The following is an 18,867-nucleotide window of genomic DNA, read 5'->3' as shown; positions in this document are numbered from 1 at the left end:
ACCATGACTGATAACCTGATCGAAATCCGTGACCTCAATGTCGCCTTCCATGGCCAGCCGGCGGTGCGCAACCTGTGCCTGGACATCCGTCCCGGTGAATGTCTGGCGCTGGTCGGCGAGTCGGGCTCGGGCAAATCGGTGACCGCGCATTCGATCCTGCAGTTGCTCCCCGAAGGCGATGCGCAAACCAGCGGCAGCATTCGCTATCGCGGTCAGGAACTGCTCGGTGCCGATCCGAAGGTGTTGCGCGAACTGCGTGGCAACCGGATCGCGATGATCTTCCAGGAGCCGATGACCTCGCTCAATCCGCTGCACACCATCGAAAAGCAGATCGGCGAGACGCTGCTGGTGCATCGCGGCCTGGGCGGTAAAGCGGCGCAACAACGCATTTTGGAACTGCTGGAACTGGTCGGCATTCAGAAGCCCAAAGAGCGCCTCAAAGCCTATCCGCATCAGCTGTCCGGTGGTCAGCGGCAACGGGTGATGATCGCCATGGCGCTGGCTTGCGAGCCGGAACTGCTGATCGCTGACGAGCCGACCACCGCGCTGGATGTGACGGTGCAGCGCAAGATCCTGCTGCTGCTCAAATCCTTGCAACAACGCTTGGGCATGTCGCTGCTGCTGATCAGTCACGACCTCAATCTGGTGCGCAGCATTGCGCAACGGGTGTGCGTGATGAAGGCGGGTGAAATCGTCGAGCAGGCACCGTGCGAAACCCTGTTTACCGAGCCAAAGCATCCTTACAGCTGTGTGTTGCTCAACGCCGAGCCGGAAGGCGAAGCCCTGCCCCGGGACGAGCGCGAGAACGTGCTGGAAGTCGATGATCTGCGGGTTGAGTTCATCGTCGGTGGCGGGCTGTTCCAGCGTAAGCAATACCTGCGTGCAGTGGACGGCATCAGCCTGAATATCCAGCGCGGCAAGACCCTGGGCATTGTCGGCGAATCCGGGTCAGGGAAATCGACCCTGGGCCAGGCGATTCTGCGGCTGCTCGACTCCGAGGGCAGCATTCGCTTTCAGGGCACCGCCCTTGATGGGCTCGATCAGAAGCAGTTGCGGCCGTGGCGTCGGCAGATGCAGGTGGTGTTTCAGGACCCGTTCGGCAGCCTAAGTCCACGGATGTCGGTGGCGCAAATCATCAGCGAAGGGCTGGAGGTGCATTGCCAGTCCAGCGCCGATGAGTGCGATGCCCAGGTGATCCGCGTGCTCAAGGAAGTAGGTCTCGATCCGGAAAGCCGTCATCGCTATCCGCACGAATTTTCCGGCGGTCAGCGCCAGCGCATCGCCATCGCCCGGGCACTGGTGCTGAAACCGGCGCTGATCCTGCTCGACGAGCCGACCTCGGCCCTTGATCGTACCGTGCAGAAACAAGTGGTCGCCCTGCTCCGCGACCTTCAGGAAAAACACGGTCTGACCTACCTGTTCATCAGCCACGACCTGGCGGTGGTGCGGGCACTGGCGCATGACATGATCGTGATCAAGGACGGCAAAGTGGTTGAGCGCGGTGCCAGCCATGATGTGTTCGACTCACCGCAGCATCCTTACACCAAAGAGCTGTTGGCAGCGGCGCATCCGGGGTAGGCATAATCGGCGTTTGCCTTGATACCGAGTCGCAACATTCGCTGGCAAGCCAGCTCCCACAGGGATTCGGGTTGTACCCAAATATGGGGTACCCCAGAGAAACCTGTGGGAGCTGGCTTGCCAGCGAAGAGGCCCGAACAGACAACCCAAATTCCGGATCCGCCAACCCATGAACACCACCGAAAGCCTCAAGGACTACCAACGCGTGCGCACGCTGGCGATCCGCTCGCTGTTCGAGATCATCGAGCAGTCCAGCGAGGGCACGGTGATTGTCGATCGCGATGCCAACATCGTCTGGATGAACGAGCGCTATGCCCGGCGTTTTGGGCTGGAGTCGGCAAAAAAAGCCATCGGCAAACCTTGCGAAAGCGTGATCCCCGGCAGCCTGCTGCGTGAAGTGGTGCGTACCGGCCGCCCCATTCTGCTGGACATGCAGGACACGCCAAAAGAGCCGTTGGTGGTCATGCGCCTGCCGATCCACGACGACGCCGGCGCGGTGATTGGCGCTATCGGTTTTGCCCTGTTCGATGAGTTGCGCACGCTGTCGCCGATGCTCAAGCGCTACCTGAGCATGCAGGAAGAGCTGGCCTCGACCCGCTCGCTGCTGCGGGCCCGGCAGACCAAATACAACTTCGCCCATTTCATCGGCACCAGCAGCGCCAGCCTCGAGGTCAAGCGCCGTGCCCGCCGCAGCGCCAGCGCCGAATCCCCGGTGTTGCTGCTCGGTGAGACCGGCACCGGCAAGGAGTTGCTGGCTCAAGCGATTCACAGTGCCTCGCCACGGGCGCACAAGGCGTTCGTCAGCATCAACAGCGCGGCGATTCCCGAAGCGCTGCTGGAAGCCGAATTCTTCGGTACTGCCCCCGGTGCGTTTACCGGTGCTGACCGCAAGGGGCGCACCGGCAAGTTGCAGATTGCTCAGGGCGGTACGCTGTTTCTCGACGAGATCGGCGACATGCCGTTGCCGCTGCAAAGCAAACTGCTGCGGGTGCTGCAGGAAAAAGAGTTCGAGCCGGTTGGCTCCAACGACGTGATCCAGAGCGATGTGCGGGTGATCGCGGCGACGTCGACCGATCTGCAAGCGGCGATCAAGCGCGGTGAGTTCCGCGCAGATCTGTATTACCGCCTCAACGTGCTGCCGATCCAGGTCCCGCCACTGCGCGAGCGCCTCGACGATCTGCCAGCGCTCAGCGAGGCGATCCTTGAAGAGCTGCGCAGCCAGCATGAGCTAAGCCGTACAGCGCTGGATCTGCTCGGGCAACATGCGTGGCCGGGCAACATCCGCGAGTTGCGCAACGTGCTCGAACGCGCGGCGCTGCTCAGCGATGACCTGATCCTCACCGAAGAGGATATTCGCGCGGCCATTGGCGCCTTTACTCCGGTTCAGCGCCCATCGGTGCCGACGCTGGAGCCGTTGGCGGAAGAGACTTTTGCCCAGGCGCGGCAGCGGTTTGACCGGCAGTTGATCCAGTCGGCACTCGCGCAATGTGCGGGCAAGGTGCCGGAGGCGGCGGCTCGTCTGGGGCTGGGGCGGTCGACGCTGTATAAGAAGATGCTGGCCTTGGGCATCGCCGAGTCTCAATAAAGAGATTTAGTCTTGCTAGCGAGACATTTACTTCAAGATCAAAAGATCGCAGCCTTCGGCAGCTCCTACAGGGTTGATACGGAAATCCCATGTAGGAGCTGCCGAAGGCTGCGATCTTTTCGCCTCTAAAAAGTCTCACTATCGAGACTTCGTCTCTAACAGCTGATCGCAAAACCCGATAAAACTCTTATATTTCAATAGGTTGAATATCTGGCACAGATCTCGCTAAAGCCTCTCCTGCACCCGCAATACCCACAAAAATAACAATCCCTGGAGACACTCCATGAGTGTGATCATTGCCTTGGCAGCCCTTGCGCTGCTGATGCTCGCCGCCTACCGTGGCTACAGCGTCATCCTCTTCGCCCCGATTGCCGCCCTCGGCGCTGTCCTGCTCACCGATCCTTCCGCCGTCGCCCCTGCCTTCACCGGGGTGTTCATGGAGAAAATGGTCGGCTTCATCAAGCTGTATTTCCCGGTGTTTCTGCTTGGCGCCGTGTTCGGCAAGTTGATCGAGTTGTCGGGGTTCTCCCGTTCGATCGTGGCCGCAGCGATTCGCTTGCTCGGCACCCGTCAGGCGATGCTGGTGATCGTGCTGGTCTGCGCCTTGCTCACTTACGGCGGCGTGTCGTTGTTCGTGGTGGTGTTTGCGGTGTATCCGTTTGCCGCGGAAATGTTCCGCCAGAGCAACATCCCCAAGCGCCTGATCCCGGCGACCATCGCCCTTGGCGCGTTCTCGTTCACCATGGACGCCCTGCCCGGTACGCCGCAGATTCAGAACATCATTCCCAGCACGTTCTTCAACACCACCGCATGGGCCGCGCCGTGGCTGGGCGTGATCGGCACGATTTTCGTGTTCTGCGCGGGAATGCTGTTCCTGCAGCGCCAACGCAACAAGGCCCAGCGCGCCGGTGAAGGCTATGGCACCGAACTGCGTAACGAACCGGAAACCGCCGAAGACCTGAAACTGCCGAACCCATGGATCGCCCTCTCCCCGCTGCTGGCGGTAGGCATCATGAACCTGCTGTTCACCCAGTGGATTCCGCAGTGGTACGGCAAGACCCACAGCCTCGCGCTGCCCGGCATGGCCACGCCGGTGACCACGGAAATCGCCAAGCTCACCGCAATCTGGGCGGTGCAGGCGGCATTGCTGATCGGCATCCTGATGGTGCTGGTGTTCGGCTTCAAGGCGATCCGCAGCAAACTCGCCGAAGGCAGCAAAAGTGCGGTCAGCGGCGCGTTGCTGGCAGCGATGAACACCGCCTCGGAATACGGTTTCGGTGCGGTAATCGCCTCGTTGCCGGGCTTTCTGGTGCTGGCCGACTGGCTCAAGCAAATCCCCAATCCACTGGTCAACGAAGCCATCACCGTGACCCTGTTGGCGGGCATCACCGGGTCGGCGTCGGGTGGCATGAGTATCGCGCTGGCGGCGATGTCCGAGCAATTCATCGCGGCGGCACACGCCGCGAACATTCCGCTGGAAGTGCTGCACCGCGTGGCCGCGATGGCCAGCGGCGGCATGGACACCCTGCCGCACAACGGCGCGGTGATCACCCTGCTGGCGGTCACTGGCCTGACCCACCGCGAGGCCTATAAAGACATTTTCTGTATTACGCTGATCAAGACCCTGGCGGTCTTCGTAGTGATCGGCACTTTCTACGCCACTGGCATTGTGTGAGGTATTCATGACGACTCTTTCGGGCAAGACCGCACTGGTTACCGGTTCCACCAGCGGCATCGGTCTGGGCATCGCCCTGAGCCTGGCCAAGGCCGGCGCCAACCTGATTCTCAACGGTTTCGGTGAGGCGTCGAGCGTGATCGCCGAGGTCGGCCAATTCGGCGGCAAGGTCGGTCACCACCCGGCGGACGTCAGCGATCCGGCGCAGATTGCCGACATGATCGCTTACGCCGAACGCGAATTCGGCGGCGTCGACATTCTGGTCAACAACGCCGGGATTCAGCATGTGGCGGCCGTGGAGGAATTTCCGGTGGAGCGCTGGGATTCGATCATCGCGATCAACTTGTCCTCGGTGTTTCACAGCACCCGCCTGAGCCTGCCGGGCATGCGCACCAAGGGTTGGGGGCGGATCGTCAACATTGCCTCGGTGCATGGTCAAGTGGGTTCGACTGGCAAAGCCGCGTATGTTGCGGCCAAGCACGGGGTGATCGGTTTGACCAAAGTGGTCGGCCTGGAAACGGCTACCAGCAACGTCACCTGTAACGCGATCTGCCCCGGCTGGGTGTTGACGCCGCTGGTGCAGAAGCAGATCGATGATCGCGCCGCCAAAGGGGTCGATCCGAAGCAGGCGCAGCATGATTTGCTGGCGGAGAAACAGCCGTCGCTGGAGTTCGTCACACCGCAGCATCTGGGGGAACTGGTGTTGTTTCTGTGCAGCGAGGCTGGCAGCCAGGTGCGGGGAGCTGCGTGGAATATTGATGGGGGGTGGCTGGCGCAGTAAACGACGCAAGCCGCCTGTGGCGAGGGAGCTTGCTCCCGCTGGGTGGCGAAGCCGCCCACGAGAATTTACGACTGCTGCGCAGCCGATCGGGAGCAAGCTCCCTCGCCACAGAATTAAGTGCTGCACCCTGGCCTATGTGCTGGAACAACAAAACAAGAGGCAAACCAATGTCCGACCTCCTCTGGCAACCCGATGCCGAGCGTATCGCCCAATCGCGCATGGATCAGTTCCGCCGCGATATCAATCAGCGTCATGGCCTGGCACTGAGCAGCTACACCGACCTGCACCGCTGGAGCGTGGATCAGCGCGAAGCGTTCTGGCAGGCGATCGTCGATTTCTTCGATATCCGCTTTCACACCCAACCCGACGCCGTCCTGCGTGAAGGCGCGCAAATGCCCAGTGCCGAATGGTTTCCCGGCGCGACCCTGAACTTTGCCGAACACTTGCTGCGCCGTCGTGACGATGCGGTCGCGGTGATCGCCGTGGCGGAAAACGGTCAGCGCGAGCAATTGACCTGGGCCGAACTGGCCGAACACGTCGCCGGTTTTCAGGCCAGCCTGCAAGCCGCCGGTGTTGGCCTCGGCGACCGCGTGGCCGCGTGCATGCCCAACACCTGGCAGACCCTTGTGGCGATGCTCGCGACCACCAGCCTCGGGGCGATCTGGTCGTGCTCGTCGCCGGACTTCGGCACCCACGGCGTGATCGACCGCTTCGGCCAGATCGACCCCAAAGTGTTGATCACATGCGCCGGCTACCGTTACGCCGGCAAAAACATTGATCAAACCACCAAGGTCAACGAAATCCTCGCGCAACTGCCATCGCTGCAGCAATTGATCATCGTGCCCTACGCTCGCGCGCAGGCCCGTGCCGAGGATTTCCACACCCGTGCCGACGTGACGTTGTGGAACGATTTCTACCAACCCGGCGGCGACCCGCGGTTTGTCCCGGTGCCGTTCAATCATCCGTTGTACGTGCTGTATTCCAGCGGCACCACCGGCGTCCCCAAATGCATCGTGCACAGCACCGGCGGCGTGCTGCTACAACATGCCAAGGAGCATGGGCTGCACGTCGATCTCGGCCCCGGTGACCGCTTGTTCTACTACACCACTTGCGGCTGGATGATGTGGAACTGGCTGGTCTCGGCCCTCGCGGTCGGCAGCGCGGTGGTGCTGTATGACGGCTCGCCGTTTCACCCCGGCCATGAGCGACTGCTGGATCTGATCGACGATGAGCGCATCAGCGTGTTCGGCACCAGTCCCAAGTTTCTCGCGACACTGGAAAGCAGCGGCATCAAGCCTGCACACAGCCATGATCTGAGCAGTCTCAAAACGCTGCTCTGCACCGGCTCCGCGCTGTCGCCGCAAAGCTACGATTTCGTCTACCGCGACTTCAAGCGCGACGTGTGCCTGGCGTCGATGTCCGGCGGCACCGATGTGGTCTCGTGCTTCGTCAACGGCAACCCGCTGTCGCCCGTGCGCCGCGGCGAAATCATGGGCAAGAGCCTGGGCATGGCGGTTGAAGTGTGGAACGACGCCGGCGTTGCCGTGATCGGCGAAAAAGGCGAGCTGGTCTGCACTCGGCACTTCCCGGCGATGCCCGTCGGCCTGTGGCACGACCCAGACGGCGAAAAGCTGCGCAAATCCTATTTCAGCCTGTTCCCCGGCGTCTGGGCCCAGGGCGATTACGCCGAACAATTGCCCCACGGCGGGATGCTGATCCATGGCCGCTCCGACGCCGTGCTCAACCCCGGCGGCGTGCGCATCGGCACGGCGGAAATCTATCGTCAGGTCGAGAAGGTCCCGCAGGTGCTGGACAGCGTGGCGATCGGGCAGCAATGGCAGGACGATGTGCGCGTGGTGCTGTTTGTGCGTTTGCAGGCGGGCGTGACGCTCGATGACAACCTGCAACAACAGATCCGCCAGGTGATCCGCGCCAACACCACGCCGCGCCACGTGCCGGCGAAGATCGTCGCGGTGACCGATATTCCGCGCACCATCAGCGGCAAGGTGGTCGAACTTGCCGTGCGCAATGTGGTGCATGGCGAACCGGTGAAGAACACTGATGCGCTGGCCAATCCTGAAGCGCTGGAGCAGTTTCGCAATCGCCCGGAGCTGTCGGACTAAACGTTCCCACAGGGGTGAGGTGTTAATCCATCAAGCCCCAATCGCCTGATGATGAAGGCGCGGGCACCGGGCCCGCTTCGGCATGCAGTTTCAAACGCAGGCGCAGATTGTTTTGTGAATCGGCATGCTTGAGCGCTTCGTCTTCACTGATCACGCCCTCCACCACCAGCGCATACAGCGCCCCGTCGAAGGTCTGCATGCCGACCTCGCCGGACTTCTCCATGATGCCTTTGAGTTCGCCCAATTCGTTGCGGCGGATCAGGTCGGCAATGGTCGGCGTGCCGAGCATCACCTCGACCGCCGCGCGGCGCTGACCGTCCAACGTGCGCACCAGCCGTTGCGAGACGAACGCCTTGAGATTGTTGCCCAGCGCATGCAGCAACTGCGGGCGGCGCTCTTCGGGGAACAGATTGACGATGCGGTCCAGCGCCTGATTGGCGTTGTGCGCATGCAGCGTCGACAGCACCAGGTGCCCGGTATCGGCGAACGCCAGCGCATGTTCCATGGTTTCGCGGTCACGGATTTCACCGATCAGCACCACGTCCGGGGCCTGGCGCAGGGTGTTTTTCAGCGCCGCATGGAAACTGCGGGTATCGACGCCGACTTCGCGTTGATTGATGATCGAGCGCTTGTGTCGATGGATATACTCCACCGGGTCTTCAATGGTGATGATGTGCCCGCTGCTGTGGCGATTGCGATGGTCGATCAGTGCGGCCAGCGAGGTCGACTTGCCGGAGTCGGTGGCGCCAACGAACAGGATCAGCCCTTGTTTGAGCATCACCGTATCCAGCAGCACCGGCGGCAGTTTGAGGTCTTCGAAGCGCGGAATATCGAGTTTGACGTTGCGGATCACGATTGACACATCGTTGCGTTGCTTGAAGATGTTCAGGCGAAAACGTCCGACACCGGTGCGGGAAATTGCCAGGTTCATTTCCAGTTCCCGATCGAACTCACGCCGCTGCTCGGCGTCCATCAGGGAGTTGGCGATGGCCTCGACCTCACCGGGTTTGAATGGCCGCTCGCTGAACGGCGTCAGCACGCCCTCGATACGCGCACTGGGTGGCGCTCCCGTGGACAGAAACAGATCCGAGCCGTGCTGGCTCGACAGACGGAGCAACAGTGCATCGATTTCCATGGCAATAAGCACCCGCGAAGCATTCAATGAACAGAAATGACCCGCTGTCGTGACGTAACGGGTCATACAGCGTCTACCGCAAGTGCAAGAATAGTAGATGCCAACGCACTGACCGACGCTCAGGATAGATGTGATGAACGCAGCACCCACCCCCGATGACGCCCAAGCCCTGATCGCCCGTATCGACTGGGCCCGCACTCCGCTGGGCGCCGCCGGCACCTGGCCGCAAAGCCTGCGCACCGCGGTGGATATAGTGATTCACTCGCCGATGCCGATGCTGCTGTTGTGGGGGCCGCAGCTCACGCAGATCTACAACAACGGCTTCGCGATGCTCGCCGGCAGCAAGCATCCGCACGCTTTCGGACAGCCGGCGCACCTGATATGGCCAGAACTTCAGGACTTTACCGACCCGATTTATCGAGCCGTCCTACAAGGCCAGGTGCGCACCTACAGCGAACGGCGATTTACCCTGCAACGCGAAGGCAAGGAGTCCGACTTCTGGCTGGACCTGACTTACAGCCCCATCCGCGATGAAGATGCGCAAGTGGCCGGAATTCTGGTCACGGCCATCGAAACCAACGAGCGCCGGCGCATTGCCCTTGAACTGCAACGTCGTTCCGAAGAAAGCCTCAAGGCCCAGCGCGACACCGAGGAGCGCCTGCAACTGGCGCTGGCCGCTACCGATGCAGTCGGCACCTGGGACTGGGACATCGGTGAAGACCGCTTCATCGCCGATGCCCACTTCGCCCAACTGCACGGCATCGATCCGGCGCTGGCCAGTCAGCTGCCGATCAGCGATTACCTGCAAGGGGTGCACCCCGAAGACCGCGCGTTGATCGCCCGCAGCATCAAGCATTGCATCACCCACGGTACCGAATACGCCGAGGAATACAGGCTGCTCAAAGCCGACGGCGAACTGCGCTGGGTGTTTGCCCGTGGTCGCTGTTACAAGGATCACCACGGGCGACCCGTGCGTTTCCTCGGCGCCGCGCTGGACCTGACCGAGCGCAAGCACACCGAGCAGGCGCTGCGTCAGAGCCAGACCGAATTGCAGCTGATCATCAACGCGATGCCGATCCTCATCAGTTACGTCGACCACGAAGAGCGCTTCCGCTTGAACAACGCCGCGTATCTGGACTGGTACGGCCTCACGCCTCAGGAATTGTATGGCCGCACCATTCGCGAAGTGATCGGCGAAGAAGCCTACTTCCTGCGCGCGCCGTACATCGCCGAGGCGCTGGCCGGGCGTCCCTGCTCGTTCAGCCTGTACACCCCGCACCGCGACGGCAGCAGCCGTCATGCGCTGATGAATTACCTGCCGCGCCACGGCGCCGATGGCTCAGTCAACGGTTTCTATATTTTCGTGATCGACGAGAGTGAACGGAAAAAGACCGAAGAAGCGCTGCGCAACCTCAATGAAACCCTTGAGGAACGGGTCAGCGCCCGTACCGAACAACTGGCCCAGGCCAATCAGCGCCTGCAGAACGAGATGTTCGAACGCGAGCGCGCCGAAGATGCGTTGCGCCATGCGCAGAAAATGGAAGCGGTCGGCCAGCTCACCGGCGGTATCGCCCACGACTTCAACAACATGCTCACCGGGATCATCGGCAGCCTCGACCTGATGCAACGCTACATCGCCGACGGTCGCGCCGATGAAATCGGGCGTTTCACCGAAGCGGCGGTGTCGTCGGCCAACCGTGCAGCGGCGCTGACTCATCGCCTGCTGGCGTTCTCTCGTCGGCAGTCGCTGGACCGCAAGACCCTCAACGTCAACGAACTGATTCATTCGCTGGAAGATTTGATCCGCCGCACCAAGGGCGACCCGATCGAACTCACGCTGCGCCTGGCCGACGATGTGTGGCCGATCAGCACCGACGTCAGCCAACTGGAAAACGCCCTGCTCAACCTGGTGATCAACGCCCGCGACGCCATGCCCGACGGTGGCGAGTTACTGATCGAAACCGCCAACGTCTATCTCGACGGCAACGACATCACCACCCTTGAACCGGTCAAGGCCGGCGACTACCTGATGCTGGCGGTCAGCGACAACGGCACCGGCATGACGCCATCAGTGCGCGCCAAGGCCTTCGATCCGTTCTTCACCACCAAACCGATTGGTCAGGGCACCGGGCTCGGACTGTCGATGATTTATGGTTTCGCCCAGCAGTCGGGCGGCCATGTCAGCCTCGACAGCCTGCCGAACCAGGGCACCTGTGTGCGCCTGTACTTGCCGCGCCTGAACCTGCTGGAGCCAGAACGGCCAGTCGTGGAAACCCTCAGTGCAGCGCCGACGGCCACTTGCGGCGAAACCGTGGTCGTGGTCGAAGATGACCCGGCGGTGCGCATGCTGGTGCTCGACCTGCTCAAGGAGCTGGGTTACCTCGCCCACGAAGCTGCCGACGCCAGCGCCGCCCTGCCGCTGCTGGAATCGGAGTTGCGTGTGGATCTGCTGGTGACCGACGTCGGCCTGCCGGGGATGAATGGCCGGCAACTGGCGGAAATCGCCCGCCAGCATCGTCCGGGACTGAAGGTGCTGTTCATGACCGGTTATGCGCAGAAAGCTGCGGAGCGTCAGGGTTTTCTCGAGGACGGCATGGACATGGTGGCCAAGCCGTTTTCGATTGAAGTGCTGGCGAACAAGATCCGCGAGATGATCAACCAAACGCCGTCACTTGAGGCATAATCCCGCGCCCCGCCGTCACCCCGTTACAGGTATCGCACGATGAAAGCCCAAGCCCGCCACATTCTGGTGAAAACCGCCGAAGAGGCCGAACAGCTCAAACAACGCATTGCCAAGGGCGAAGCGTTTGATGTGCTGGCGAAGAAATATTCGACCTGCCCGTCCGGCAAGCGCGGCGGCGATCTGGGTGAAGTGCGGCCGGGGCAGATGGTCGGCGCGATTGATGCGGTGATCTTCAAGAAACCGTTGCGCACGGTGCACGGACCGATCAAGAGCAAGTTTGGCTATCACCTGGTGCAGGTGTTTTTCCGCGATTGACCTGATTGACCTGATTGCCCTGTTTCCCTGTAGGAGCTGCCGAAGGCTGCGATCTTTTGATCTTAAAAAAGCAAAATCAAAAGATCGCAGCCTTCGGCAGCTCCTACAGGGATAGTTGTCAGTCCTTAGAGATTAACGCTCCCGGGAACTGGATGACCCTACTCGCCAGTAAATGCCCAGCCTGCGCCGCTTCCACCGGACTGCCACCCGACAACCGCCTGGCCAGATACGCCGCACTGAACGAATCCCCCGCCGCCGTCGTGTCCACCACCTTCTCGACCTTCTGCGCCGGTACTTCAAACGCCTCGCCATCACAACGAATCAGACATGCCTCGGCGCCGCGCTTGAGCACCACTTCCGGCGTGCCGATCTGCGCATACGCCTCGAACACCGCATCGCAGTCGGAAAAATGGAACAGTGCCTGCTCGTCATCGACGGTCAGCAATGCCAGATCGACATGCGGCAACACACTGCGATAGGCCGCCCGCGCCTCTTCCTGTGACGCCCACAAACGTGGCCGATAGTTGTTGTCGAAGACGATCCGCGCATCGCGCTGCCGGGCTTCGATAAGAGTCTGGATCAAACGCTCACGGCCCTTGGCGCCGAGTACCGCGAGGGTGATGCCGCTGAAATACAGCACGTCGTAATCCGGCAGCGCTGCAAGAATCGGCTCCGCCGCCGGAGTGGTAAAGCAATCGCGCACCGCCGCCTCATTGCGCCAGTAGAGGAAACGTCGCTCGCCGTTGGCGTCGGTCTGAATGCAGTACAGACCCGGCAAACGACCGGGCAGACGCTGCACCATGTCGAGGCCAATGCCTTCATCGGCCCAGCTCTGGCACATGGCATCGCTGAAGCTGTCATCGCCTAGCGCAGTGACGTAATCGACCTGGGCGTTGTCGCCGAGGGCGCGGGACAGATACACCGCCGTGTTCAAGGTATCGCCGCCGAAGCTTTGCTGCAGGCTGCCGTCGGCGCGGTGCTGGAGTTCGATCATGCATTCGCCGATCAGGGCGATGCGCGGGGTGTTCGGGCCCAGGGGGCTGAGGGTGGTCATCGGGTGGCGTCTCTGCTGATTCGGTGGTGTTTGATCCGGCCTCATCGCTGGCAAGCCAGCTCCCACACAATCTTCACAACTCATGAGATTCCTGTGGTAGCTGGCTTGCCAGCGATGAGGCCGCAACGCGGTCTCAAGCCTTAGAAACAAGTCTCCATGTTCTCGACCACCGCTAACTGCTCATCCACCAACAACCCCACCCGCCACTTGTCGAAGGTCAGGCACGGGTGCGAGGTGCCGAAGGAAATGATATCGCCGACCCGCAACTCAACCCCCGGCGCCACACTCATGAACGCATGCTGGTCCATCACCGCCGTCACCTTGCACGCGCCGACATCGTCGCCGATCGCCGGCACAACGCCGGCCTTGTAACGCAGCAACGGCACCGGCAAACCGGCATCGAATGCCACGTCGCGCTTGCCGAGGGCGATCACCGCAAAACCCGGCTCCGGCAGCGATTGCACGTGGGCCCAGACTTCCAGCGCCGGACGCAGGCCTTCGTGCAGATCGCTGCGACGATCCAGCACGCAGCATTGCGCTTCCTTGTAGATACCATGGTCGTGGGCGACATAACTGCCCGGGCGCAGCACGCTGAGGAAGCGGCCGCCCGCATTCTGCGCTTCGAACGACTCGGCGATCAGGTCGTACCACGCCGAACCCGAGGCGGTGATGATCGGCTTGGCAATGGCAAACGCGCCGCTGTCCTGCAACTGCACCGCCAGGCGCACCAGTGACGCGGCAAATTCACGAATACCGCTGACCGCGTGATCGCCGTGAATCACCCCTTCGTAACCTTCGATGCCGGTCAGGGCCAGCGCCGGTTGCGCGTTGATCGCTTGGGCCAGTGCGATGACTTCCTGCTCGCTGCGGCAACCGCAACGGCCACCGACCACGCCGTACTCGATCATCACGTTCAACTTCACGCCGCGCGAAGCGAAGTAGGCGCCGAGATCGGCGACGTTGTCCGGGTGATCGACCATGCAGTAGAAATCGAAATCCGGGTCTGCCAGCAGATCGGCAATCAGCGCCATGTTCGGCGTGCCGACCAGTTGGTTGGCCATCAACACCCGCCGCACGCCGTGGGCATACGCGGCGCGGGTCTGGGTGGCGCTGGCGAGGGTGATACCCCACGCGCCGGCGTCGAGCTGACGCTGGAACAGCGCCGGGGTCATGCTGGTTTTACCGTGGGGCGCGAGTTCGGCGCCGCTGTCGCTGACGAACGTCTGCATCCAGCGAATGTTGTGCTCCAGCGCCTCGCGGTGCAGCACCAGCGCCGGCAGGCTGACGTCACGCACAAGGTGCGCGCCAATGGCAGCGGCGCCCTTTTCCACAGCGGTATTGATGGCAGTCGTCATGGTCAAACTCCTCGCATTCAGTCGCGGCCGCAGGCAGCCGCGGTTATTCGTTGATACGCCGGGCGAGGCTGTTGGCGCTCTCGATCAGCACCCGGCGATAGTCGTCGTAATTGTTTTTCGCATCGGCCCGTGGGGCGACGATGCACAGGGTGCAGATGGCCACACCATTGGGGTCTTTGACCGGCGCGGCGAAGCAATGGGTGAAGGTGTCGGCCACGCTGTCGAAGGAGAAGAAACCGTCGATCCCGGCCTGCCGAATTTCCGCCAGAAAGCGCTCCAGCGGCAGGCGTTCGCCGTCGGGCAGGATGTAGTCGTCCTCGTCGATCAGGTCGATGATCTGCTGGTCGCTCAAATGCGCCAGCAGCAGGCGTCCGGATGCAGTCCACGGGATCGGCGCGTTTTCGCCGATGTCGGACGAAATGCGGAAATGCCGCTCGCCCTCCTTCATCAACGCCACCGTGTATTTGCGCCCGTTGAGCAGGCACATCTGCGCGGTTTCCCGGGTCTGGCTGACGATATCCTGCAAGGCATGATCGGCCTCGCGGCTGAGGTCGAAATGGCGCAGGTGCGCCTGCCCGAGGAAGTACAACTGGCGACCGAGATAGACGTGCCCGTCCTTGCCCACCGGCTCCAGAATCCGTCGTTCCAGCAACGACGCCACCAGTTCGTAAACCGTGGATTTCGGGCTGCCGATACCGTTGGCGATGTCGTTCGGACGCAGCGGCTGGCCGATTTCCTTGAGGAAATCGAGGATATCGAACGCCCGATCCAGACCGCGGGCCCGGCGTTTGATGGTGTCTTCGGTCATGTCAGTACTCACTCAAAATGCCTCTGTAGGAGCTGCCGCAGGCTGCGATCTTTTGATCTTGCCTTCGTGGTGCATCCAAAATTGCCAAAAGATCGCAGCCTTCGGCAGCTCCTACAAGAGCCGACGACAATCAGGCCTTTTTCTTGTAGGCGATGCAGTCGATCTCGACCTTGCAATCGACCATCATGCTCGCCTGCACACAGGCCCGCGCCGGGGCGTGTTCAGGTTTGAAGTACTCGCCGAAAACCTTGTTGAAACTGCTGAAATCCCGGGGATCGTCCAGCCACACCCCGGCCCGCACCACATCCTCCAGGCCATAACCGGCCTCTTCGAGAATCGCGATCAGGTTCTTCATGGTCTGGTGGGTCTGCTCGACAATGCCGCCAACGATGATCTCGCCATCCACTGCCGGCACCTGGCCGGACACGTGCAGCCAGCCGTCCGCTTCAACGGCGCGCGCGAAGGGACGTGGCTGACCGCCAGCGGCGGTGCTGCCGGTGCCGTATCGAGTAATGCTCATGGGTACTTCTCCTGATTACATAGCAAAATTAGAACCGCGTGCTCTTGAGAAACTCAGCCAGACGCGGTGATTGCGGGCGTTCGAACAGCTCCTTGGGAGGCCCCTGCTCTTCGATCCGCCCCTGATTCATGAAAACGATCTTGTCCGAGACCTCGAAGGCGAAACGCATTTCGTGGGTCACCAGCAGCATGGTCATGCCGTCTTCGGCCAGCCCCTTGATCACGTTCAACACTTCACCGACCAGCTCCGGGTCAAGGGCCGAGGTGACTTCGTCGAACAGCATCAGGCTCGGGTTCATCGCAATCGCCCGGGCAATCGCCACGCGCTGTTGCTGACCGCCGGACAACTGCCCGGGAAAGTGATTGCGCCGCTCCAGCAGGCCGACCCGCTCCAGCCATTTCTCGGCCAGCGCGACGGCTTGGTCCTTGTGCATCTTCTTCACCTTGAGCAGACCGAGGGTAACGTTCTGCAAGGCGGTCAGATGCGGGAACAGATTGAATTGCTGAAAGGCCATGCCGGTCATGGCGCGATGACGGGCGATGACTTTTTCGGCGTGACGCACACGTTTACCGCCGACCTCGTCATAGCCAATGGATTCGCCGTCGAGCAGGATCTGCCCGCCCTGGAACTCTTCGAGCATGTTCACGCAGCGCAGCAAGGTGGTCTTGCCCGAACCGCTGGAGCCGATCAGGGTCACGACGTTGCCGCGCTGCATGCTCAGGTCGACGCCTTTGAGCACTTCGACCGCACCGTACTGCTTGTGCAGGCCACGGATGTCCAGCAGCGGCTGGCCATTTGAAACGTTGGAAACTTGAGCTTGAGTCATGGCAGGGCCACCCGCTTTTCAATGTGCCGGCCGAGTAATTCGATGCCGTAGTTGATGACGAAGAACAGAAAACCGGCGAACAGGTAGAACTCCAGAGTCATGAAGGTCCGGGCGATGATCTGTTGGGTGCTGAGCAGCAATTCGGCGACGCCGATCACCGAGAGCAAGGTCGAAGCCTTGACGATTTCGGTGGACGAGTTGACCCAGGTCGGCAGGATCTGCCGTAACGCCTGGGGTAGCAGCACATAACCGAGAGACTGATAAAACGTCAGGCCAATCGCCTTGCTCGCTTCCATCTGCCCGCGTGGCAATGCCTGCAAGGCGCCGCGCACGATCTCGGCGACGTGCGAGCCGCAGAACAGCGTCAGGCCCAGCGCACCGGCCTGAAACGCGCTGATCTGCCAACCGAGCGCCGGCGCCATGTAGAAGCAGGCCAGCACCAACACAAACACCGGCGTGCCGCGAATCAGGTCAACGTAAAAACGGAACGGCGCGCGCATCCAGAACTTGCCGTAAGTCAGCACCAGACCGGCGACGACGCCGAGCAGCGTGCCAAACAGAATCGCCAGCGCCGACACCTGCACACTGGTCAGAAACCCTTGCAACAAGGTCTCGCGAGCGACCCACAACTCATGCAACCAACTGGGGGATTCGTACATCGCAGCCTCCTATCGGCGGATTGCCAGACGCTGCTCGAGGTAACGCAGCAGCATGGCAATGAGGTAACAGGCCGCGACGTACAACGCCGTGGTCACCAGCCAGGTTTCGATCACCCGGTAGCTTTCAACGTTGATCTTGCGCGCGTAATAGGTCAGCTCCGGCACTGCAATCGCGGCGGCCAGCGAGGTGTCCTTGAACAGCGAAATGAAGTTGTTCGACAGCGCCGGCAACACGTTGCGCAGCATGACCGGCACGGTCACGTAAGCCTTGACCTGCCACTCACCGAGACCGATTGCCAGCCCCGCTTCGCGCTGGCCTTTGGGGATGCTCAGCAAACCGCCACGGAACACCTCGGTCAGATAGGCACCGGCATACAGCGACAACGTGATGATGAACGACGGGATCTTGTCCAGACGGATCCCCAGGCTCGGCAAAGCAAAGTAGATCAACAGAATCAACACCAGAATCGGTGTATTACGCACCACCGTGACGTACACCGAGGCCAGCACCCGCAAGGCGCGATGCTTCGAGAGCAAGGCAAACGCCATCAGCAGGCCGATCACGCAGCCGATGGCGATCGACACCAACGCCAGTTCAAGACCCAGACCGAGCCCCGCCAGCAAGGTGTCGAAATCGCGCCACACGGCAGCAAAGTTCAACTGATAGTTCATGGTCAGCAGTACCTTGAGCGGGGCGATTTGTATCGCCCCACTCTCACGGGATCATTTGAATTCGACAGGGAAACCGATCGCCGGCGACGGCAGGTCGACACCGAACCATTGCTTGAAGGATGCCGCGTAAGTCGGGAACTCAACGCCGGTCATGGCTTCATGCAGAGTGGTGTTGACGAAGTTCAGCCAATCCTGATCGCCGCGTTTGACTGCGCAGGCGTAGGTCTGCGGGCTCCACGCGTAGGTCGGGCTGCGGTAGCGGCCAGGGTTCTGCACCATCAGGTACTTGACCGACGACTGATCGGTAGCAGCGGCATCGGCGCGACCGGAGTTCACCGCCTGATACATCAGATCGACACTGTCGTACTGATCGACCTTGGCCTTGGGCAGCGCCTGATGCACCAATTCTTCGGCATAGACGTTTTGCAGCACGGCCACAGTAACGCTGTCACCGGCCGCCTGCAGGTCCTCGATTTCCTTGTACTTGCTGTTGGCCGGCAGCAGCAGGCCGACACCTTCGCGGTAGTACGGCAGGGTGAACGCCACTTGTTGCGCACGGCTGGCGGTGACGGTGATGAACTGGCAGCTCATGTCGACCTTGTCGGTCAGCAGATTGGGAATTCGCGCGTCGGACGACTGCACGACGAATTCGACTTTGCTTGGGTCATTGAACAACCCCTTGGCCACCATCCTGGCGATGTCGATATCAAAGCCCTGCAACTTGCCGTCCGCACCCTGAAAGTGCCACGGCGCATTGGTGCTGCCGGTGCCGACAATCAGCTTGCCCCGGGCCAGAACACTGTCGAGTTTGCTGTCGGCTGCCTGGGCCATGCCCATGGCAGCGGACGAAGCCGCAAGAACAAAAACACACGCTTTGAACAACGAAGGACGGCGATGCATGGCAAGCACTCCAGGATGATGTTTATTCCGCTATACCGGAACACGGTTTGTTACTACGGAATAGACAGCAGAAAGTGTGCCATAGGAATGGCGGGGAATCTGTAGTGGATTGAAATGTTTTTGGAATCAAAGGGATGCGAATAGCATCAGGAAGGTGTTACTCGCTGTGGATTTCTCAGGCGCTACCGTGGGCCACAT

General features: G+C 61.3%; 16 protein-coding genes. 7 read left to right on the top strand and 9 right to left on the bottom strand.

The genetic code is table 11. The annotated features are described in order from the left end of the window. The first annotated feature begins 3 nt into the window (after positions 1-3). The 5 genes from AB1J88_RS05635 to AB1J88_RS05615 all read left to right on the top strand — a co-directional run bounded on the left by AB1J88_RS05635 (position 4) and on the right by AB1J88_RS05615 (position 7,742). On the top strand, positions 4-1,578 hold the full coding sequence (locus AB1J88_RS05635) for an ABC transporter ATP-binding protein (protein WP_430290467.1): 1,575 nt from the start codon (positions 4-6) through the stop codon (positions 1,576-1,578). Positions 1,579-1,747: 169 nt separating this feature from the next. After that, positions 1,748-3,163: a sigma-54 interaction domain-containing protein gene (locus AB1J88_RS05630; protein WP_430290466.1), complete on the top strand. Its 1,416-nt coding sequence runs from the start codon at positions 1,748-1,750 to the stop codon at positions 3,161-3,163. 283 nt (positions 3,164-3,446) lie between these two features. Further along, positions 3,447-4,838 (top strand): GntP family permease, encoded by a 1,392-nt coding sequence (locus AB1J88_RS05625; protein WP_027612663.1) that lies wholly within the window; start codon positions 3,447-3,449, stop codon positions 4,836-4,838. A 7-nt stretch (positions 4,839-4,845) separates the two neighbouring features. After that, positions 4,846-5,619 carry a 3-hydroxybutyrate dehydrogenase gene (hbdH, locus tag AB1J88_RS05620; RefSeq protein ID WP_430290465.1) on the top strand — a complete coding sequence of 258 codons (774 nt, stop codon included), beginning with the start codon at positions 4,846-4,848 and terminating at the stop codon, positions 5,617-5,619. A gap of 167 nt (positions 5,620-5,786) precedes the next feature. Further along, complete coding sequence (locus AB1J88_RS05615) at positions 5,787-7,742, top strand: acetoacetate--CoA ligase (RefSeq protein WP_430290464.1); 1,956 nt, start codon at positions 5,787-5,789, stop codon at positions 7,740-7,742. A gap of 22 nt (positions 7,743-7,764) precedes the next feature. Here AB1J88_RS05615 and AB1J88_RS05610 read toward each other — a convergent pair whose 3' ends face one another. Beyond that, positions 7,765-8,877, bottom strand: coding sequence for a PilT/PilU family type 4a pilus ATPase (locus AB1J88_RS05610; RefSeq protein ID WP_430292664.1), 1,113 nt, complete (start codon positions 8,875-8,877; stop codon positions 7,765-7,767). 133 nt (positions 8,878-9,010) lie between these two features. On the opposite strand from AB1J88_RS05610, the gene AB1J88_RS05605 reads away from it, so the two are divergent. Together AB1J88_RS05605 and AB1J88_RS05600 are read left to right on the top strand one after the other, a co-directional pair. Then, positions 9,011-11,560 carry a PAS domain-containing protein gene (locus AB1J88_RS05605; RefSeq protein ID WP_430290463.1) on the top strand — a complete coding sequence of 850 codons (2,550 nt, stop codon included), beginning with the start codon at positions 9,011-9,013 and terminating at the stop codon, positions 11,558-11,560. A 39-nt stretch (positions 11,561-11,599) separates the two neighbouring features. After that, entirely contained in the window at positions 11,600-11,875 is a 276-nt protein-coding gene (locus AB1J88_RS05600) for a peptidylprolyl isomerase (protein WP_003225447.1), read from the top strand. 118 nt (positions 11,876-11,993) lie between these two features. Here the strand turns inward: AB1J88_RS05600 and AB1J88_RS05595 are convergent, their stop codons facing one another. The 8 genes from AB1J88_RS05595 to AB1J88_RS05560 form a co-directional block, all read right to left on the bottom strand. After that, on the bottom strand, positions 11,994-12,929 hold the full coding sequence (locus tag AB1J88_RS05595; protein ID WP_430290462.1) for a sugar kinase: 936 nt from the start codon (positions 12,927-12,929) through the stop codon (positions 11,994-11,996). A 140-nt stretch (positions 12,930-13,069) separates the two neighbouring features. Further along, positions 13,070-14,284 carry an amino acid deaminase gene (locus AB1J88_RS05590; protein WP_430290461.1) on the bottom strand — a complete coding sequence of 405 codons (1,215 nt, stop codon included), beginning with the start codon at positions 14,282-14,284 and terminating at the stop codon, positions 13,070-13,072. Positions 14,285-14,327: 43 nt separating this feature from the next. Continuing rightward, positions 14,328-15,092, bottom strand: a complete 765-nt coding sequence (locus AB1J88_RS05585) for an IclR family transcriptional regulator (protein ID WP_041064579.1) — start codon at positions 15,090-15,092, stop codon at positions 14,328-14,330. A 130-nt stretch (positions 15,093-15,222) separates the two neighbouring features. Next, positions 15,223-15,612, bottom strand: coding sequence for a RidA family protein (locus AB1J88_RS05580; protein ID WP_007912330.1), 390 nt, complete (start codon positions 15,610-15,612; stop codon positions 15,223-15,225). A gap of 28 nt (positions 15,613-15,640) precedes the next feature. Then, positions 15,641-16,438, bottom strand: coding sequence for an amino acid ABC transporter ATP-binding protein (locus AB1J88_RS05575; RefSeq protein ID WP_041064592.1), 798 nt, complete (start codon positions 16,436-16,438; stop codon positions 15,641-15,643). Continuing rightward, complete coding sequence (locus AB1J88_RS05570; RefSeq protein ID WP_041064595.1) at positions 16,435-17,097, bottom strand: amino acid ABC transporter permease; 663 nt, start codon at positions 17,095-17,097, stop codon at positions 16,435-16,437. The genes AB1J88_RS05575 and AB1J88_RS05570 overlap by 4 nt, the downstream gene beginning before the upstream one ends. Before the next feature lie 9 nt (positions 17,098-17,106). Then, positions 17,107-17,769 carry an amino acid ABC transporter permease gene (locus AB1J88_RS05565; RefSeq protein ID WP_003225455.1) on the bottom strand — a complete coding sequence of 221 codons (663 nt, stop codon included), beginning with the start codon at positions 17,767-17,769 and terminating at the stop codon, positions 17,107-17,109. Between the two features lie 51 nt (positions 17,770-17,820). Next, positions 17,821-18,669 carry a transporter substrate-binding domain-containing protein gene (locus AB1J88_RS05560; RefSeq protein WP_222014696.1) on the bottom strand — a complete coding sequence of 283 codons (849 nt, stop codon included), beginning with the start codon at positions 18,667-18,669 and terminating at the stop codon, positions 17,821-17,823. Between the last annotated feature and the right edge of the window lie 198 nt (positions 18,670-18,867).

The organism is Pseudomonas sp. S8 (genome assembly GCF_050473925.1).
Lineage (GTDB): Bacteria > Pseudomonadota > Gammaproteobacteria > Pseudomonadales > Pseudomonadaceae > Aquipseudomonas > Aquipseudomonas parakoreensis.
This window is presented reverse-complemented; position numbering and strand designations above follow the sequence as displayed.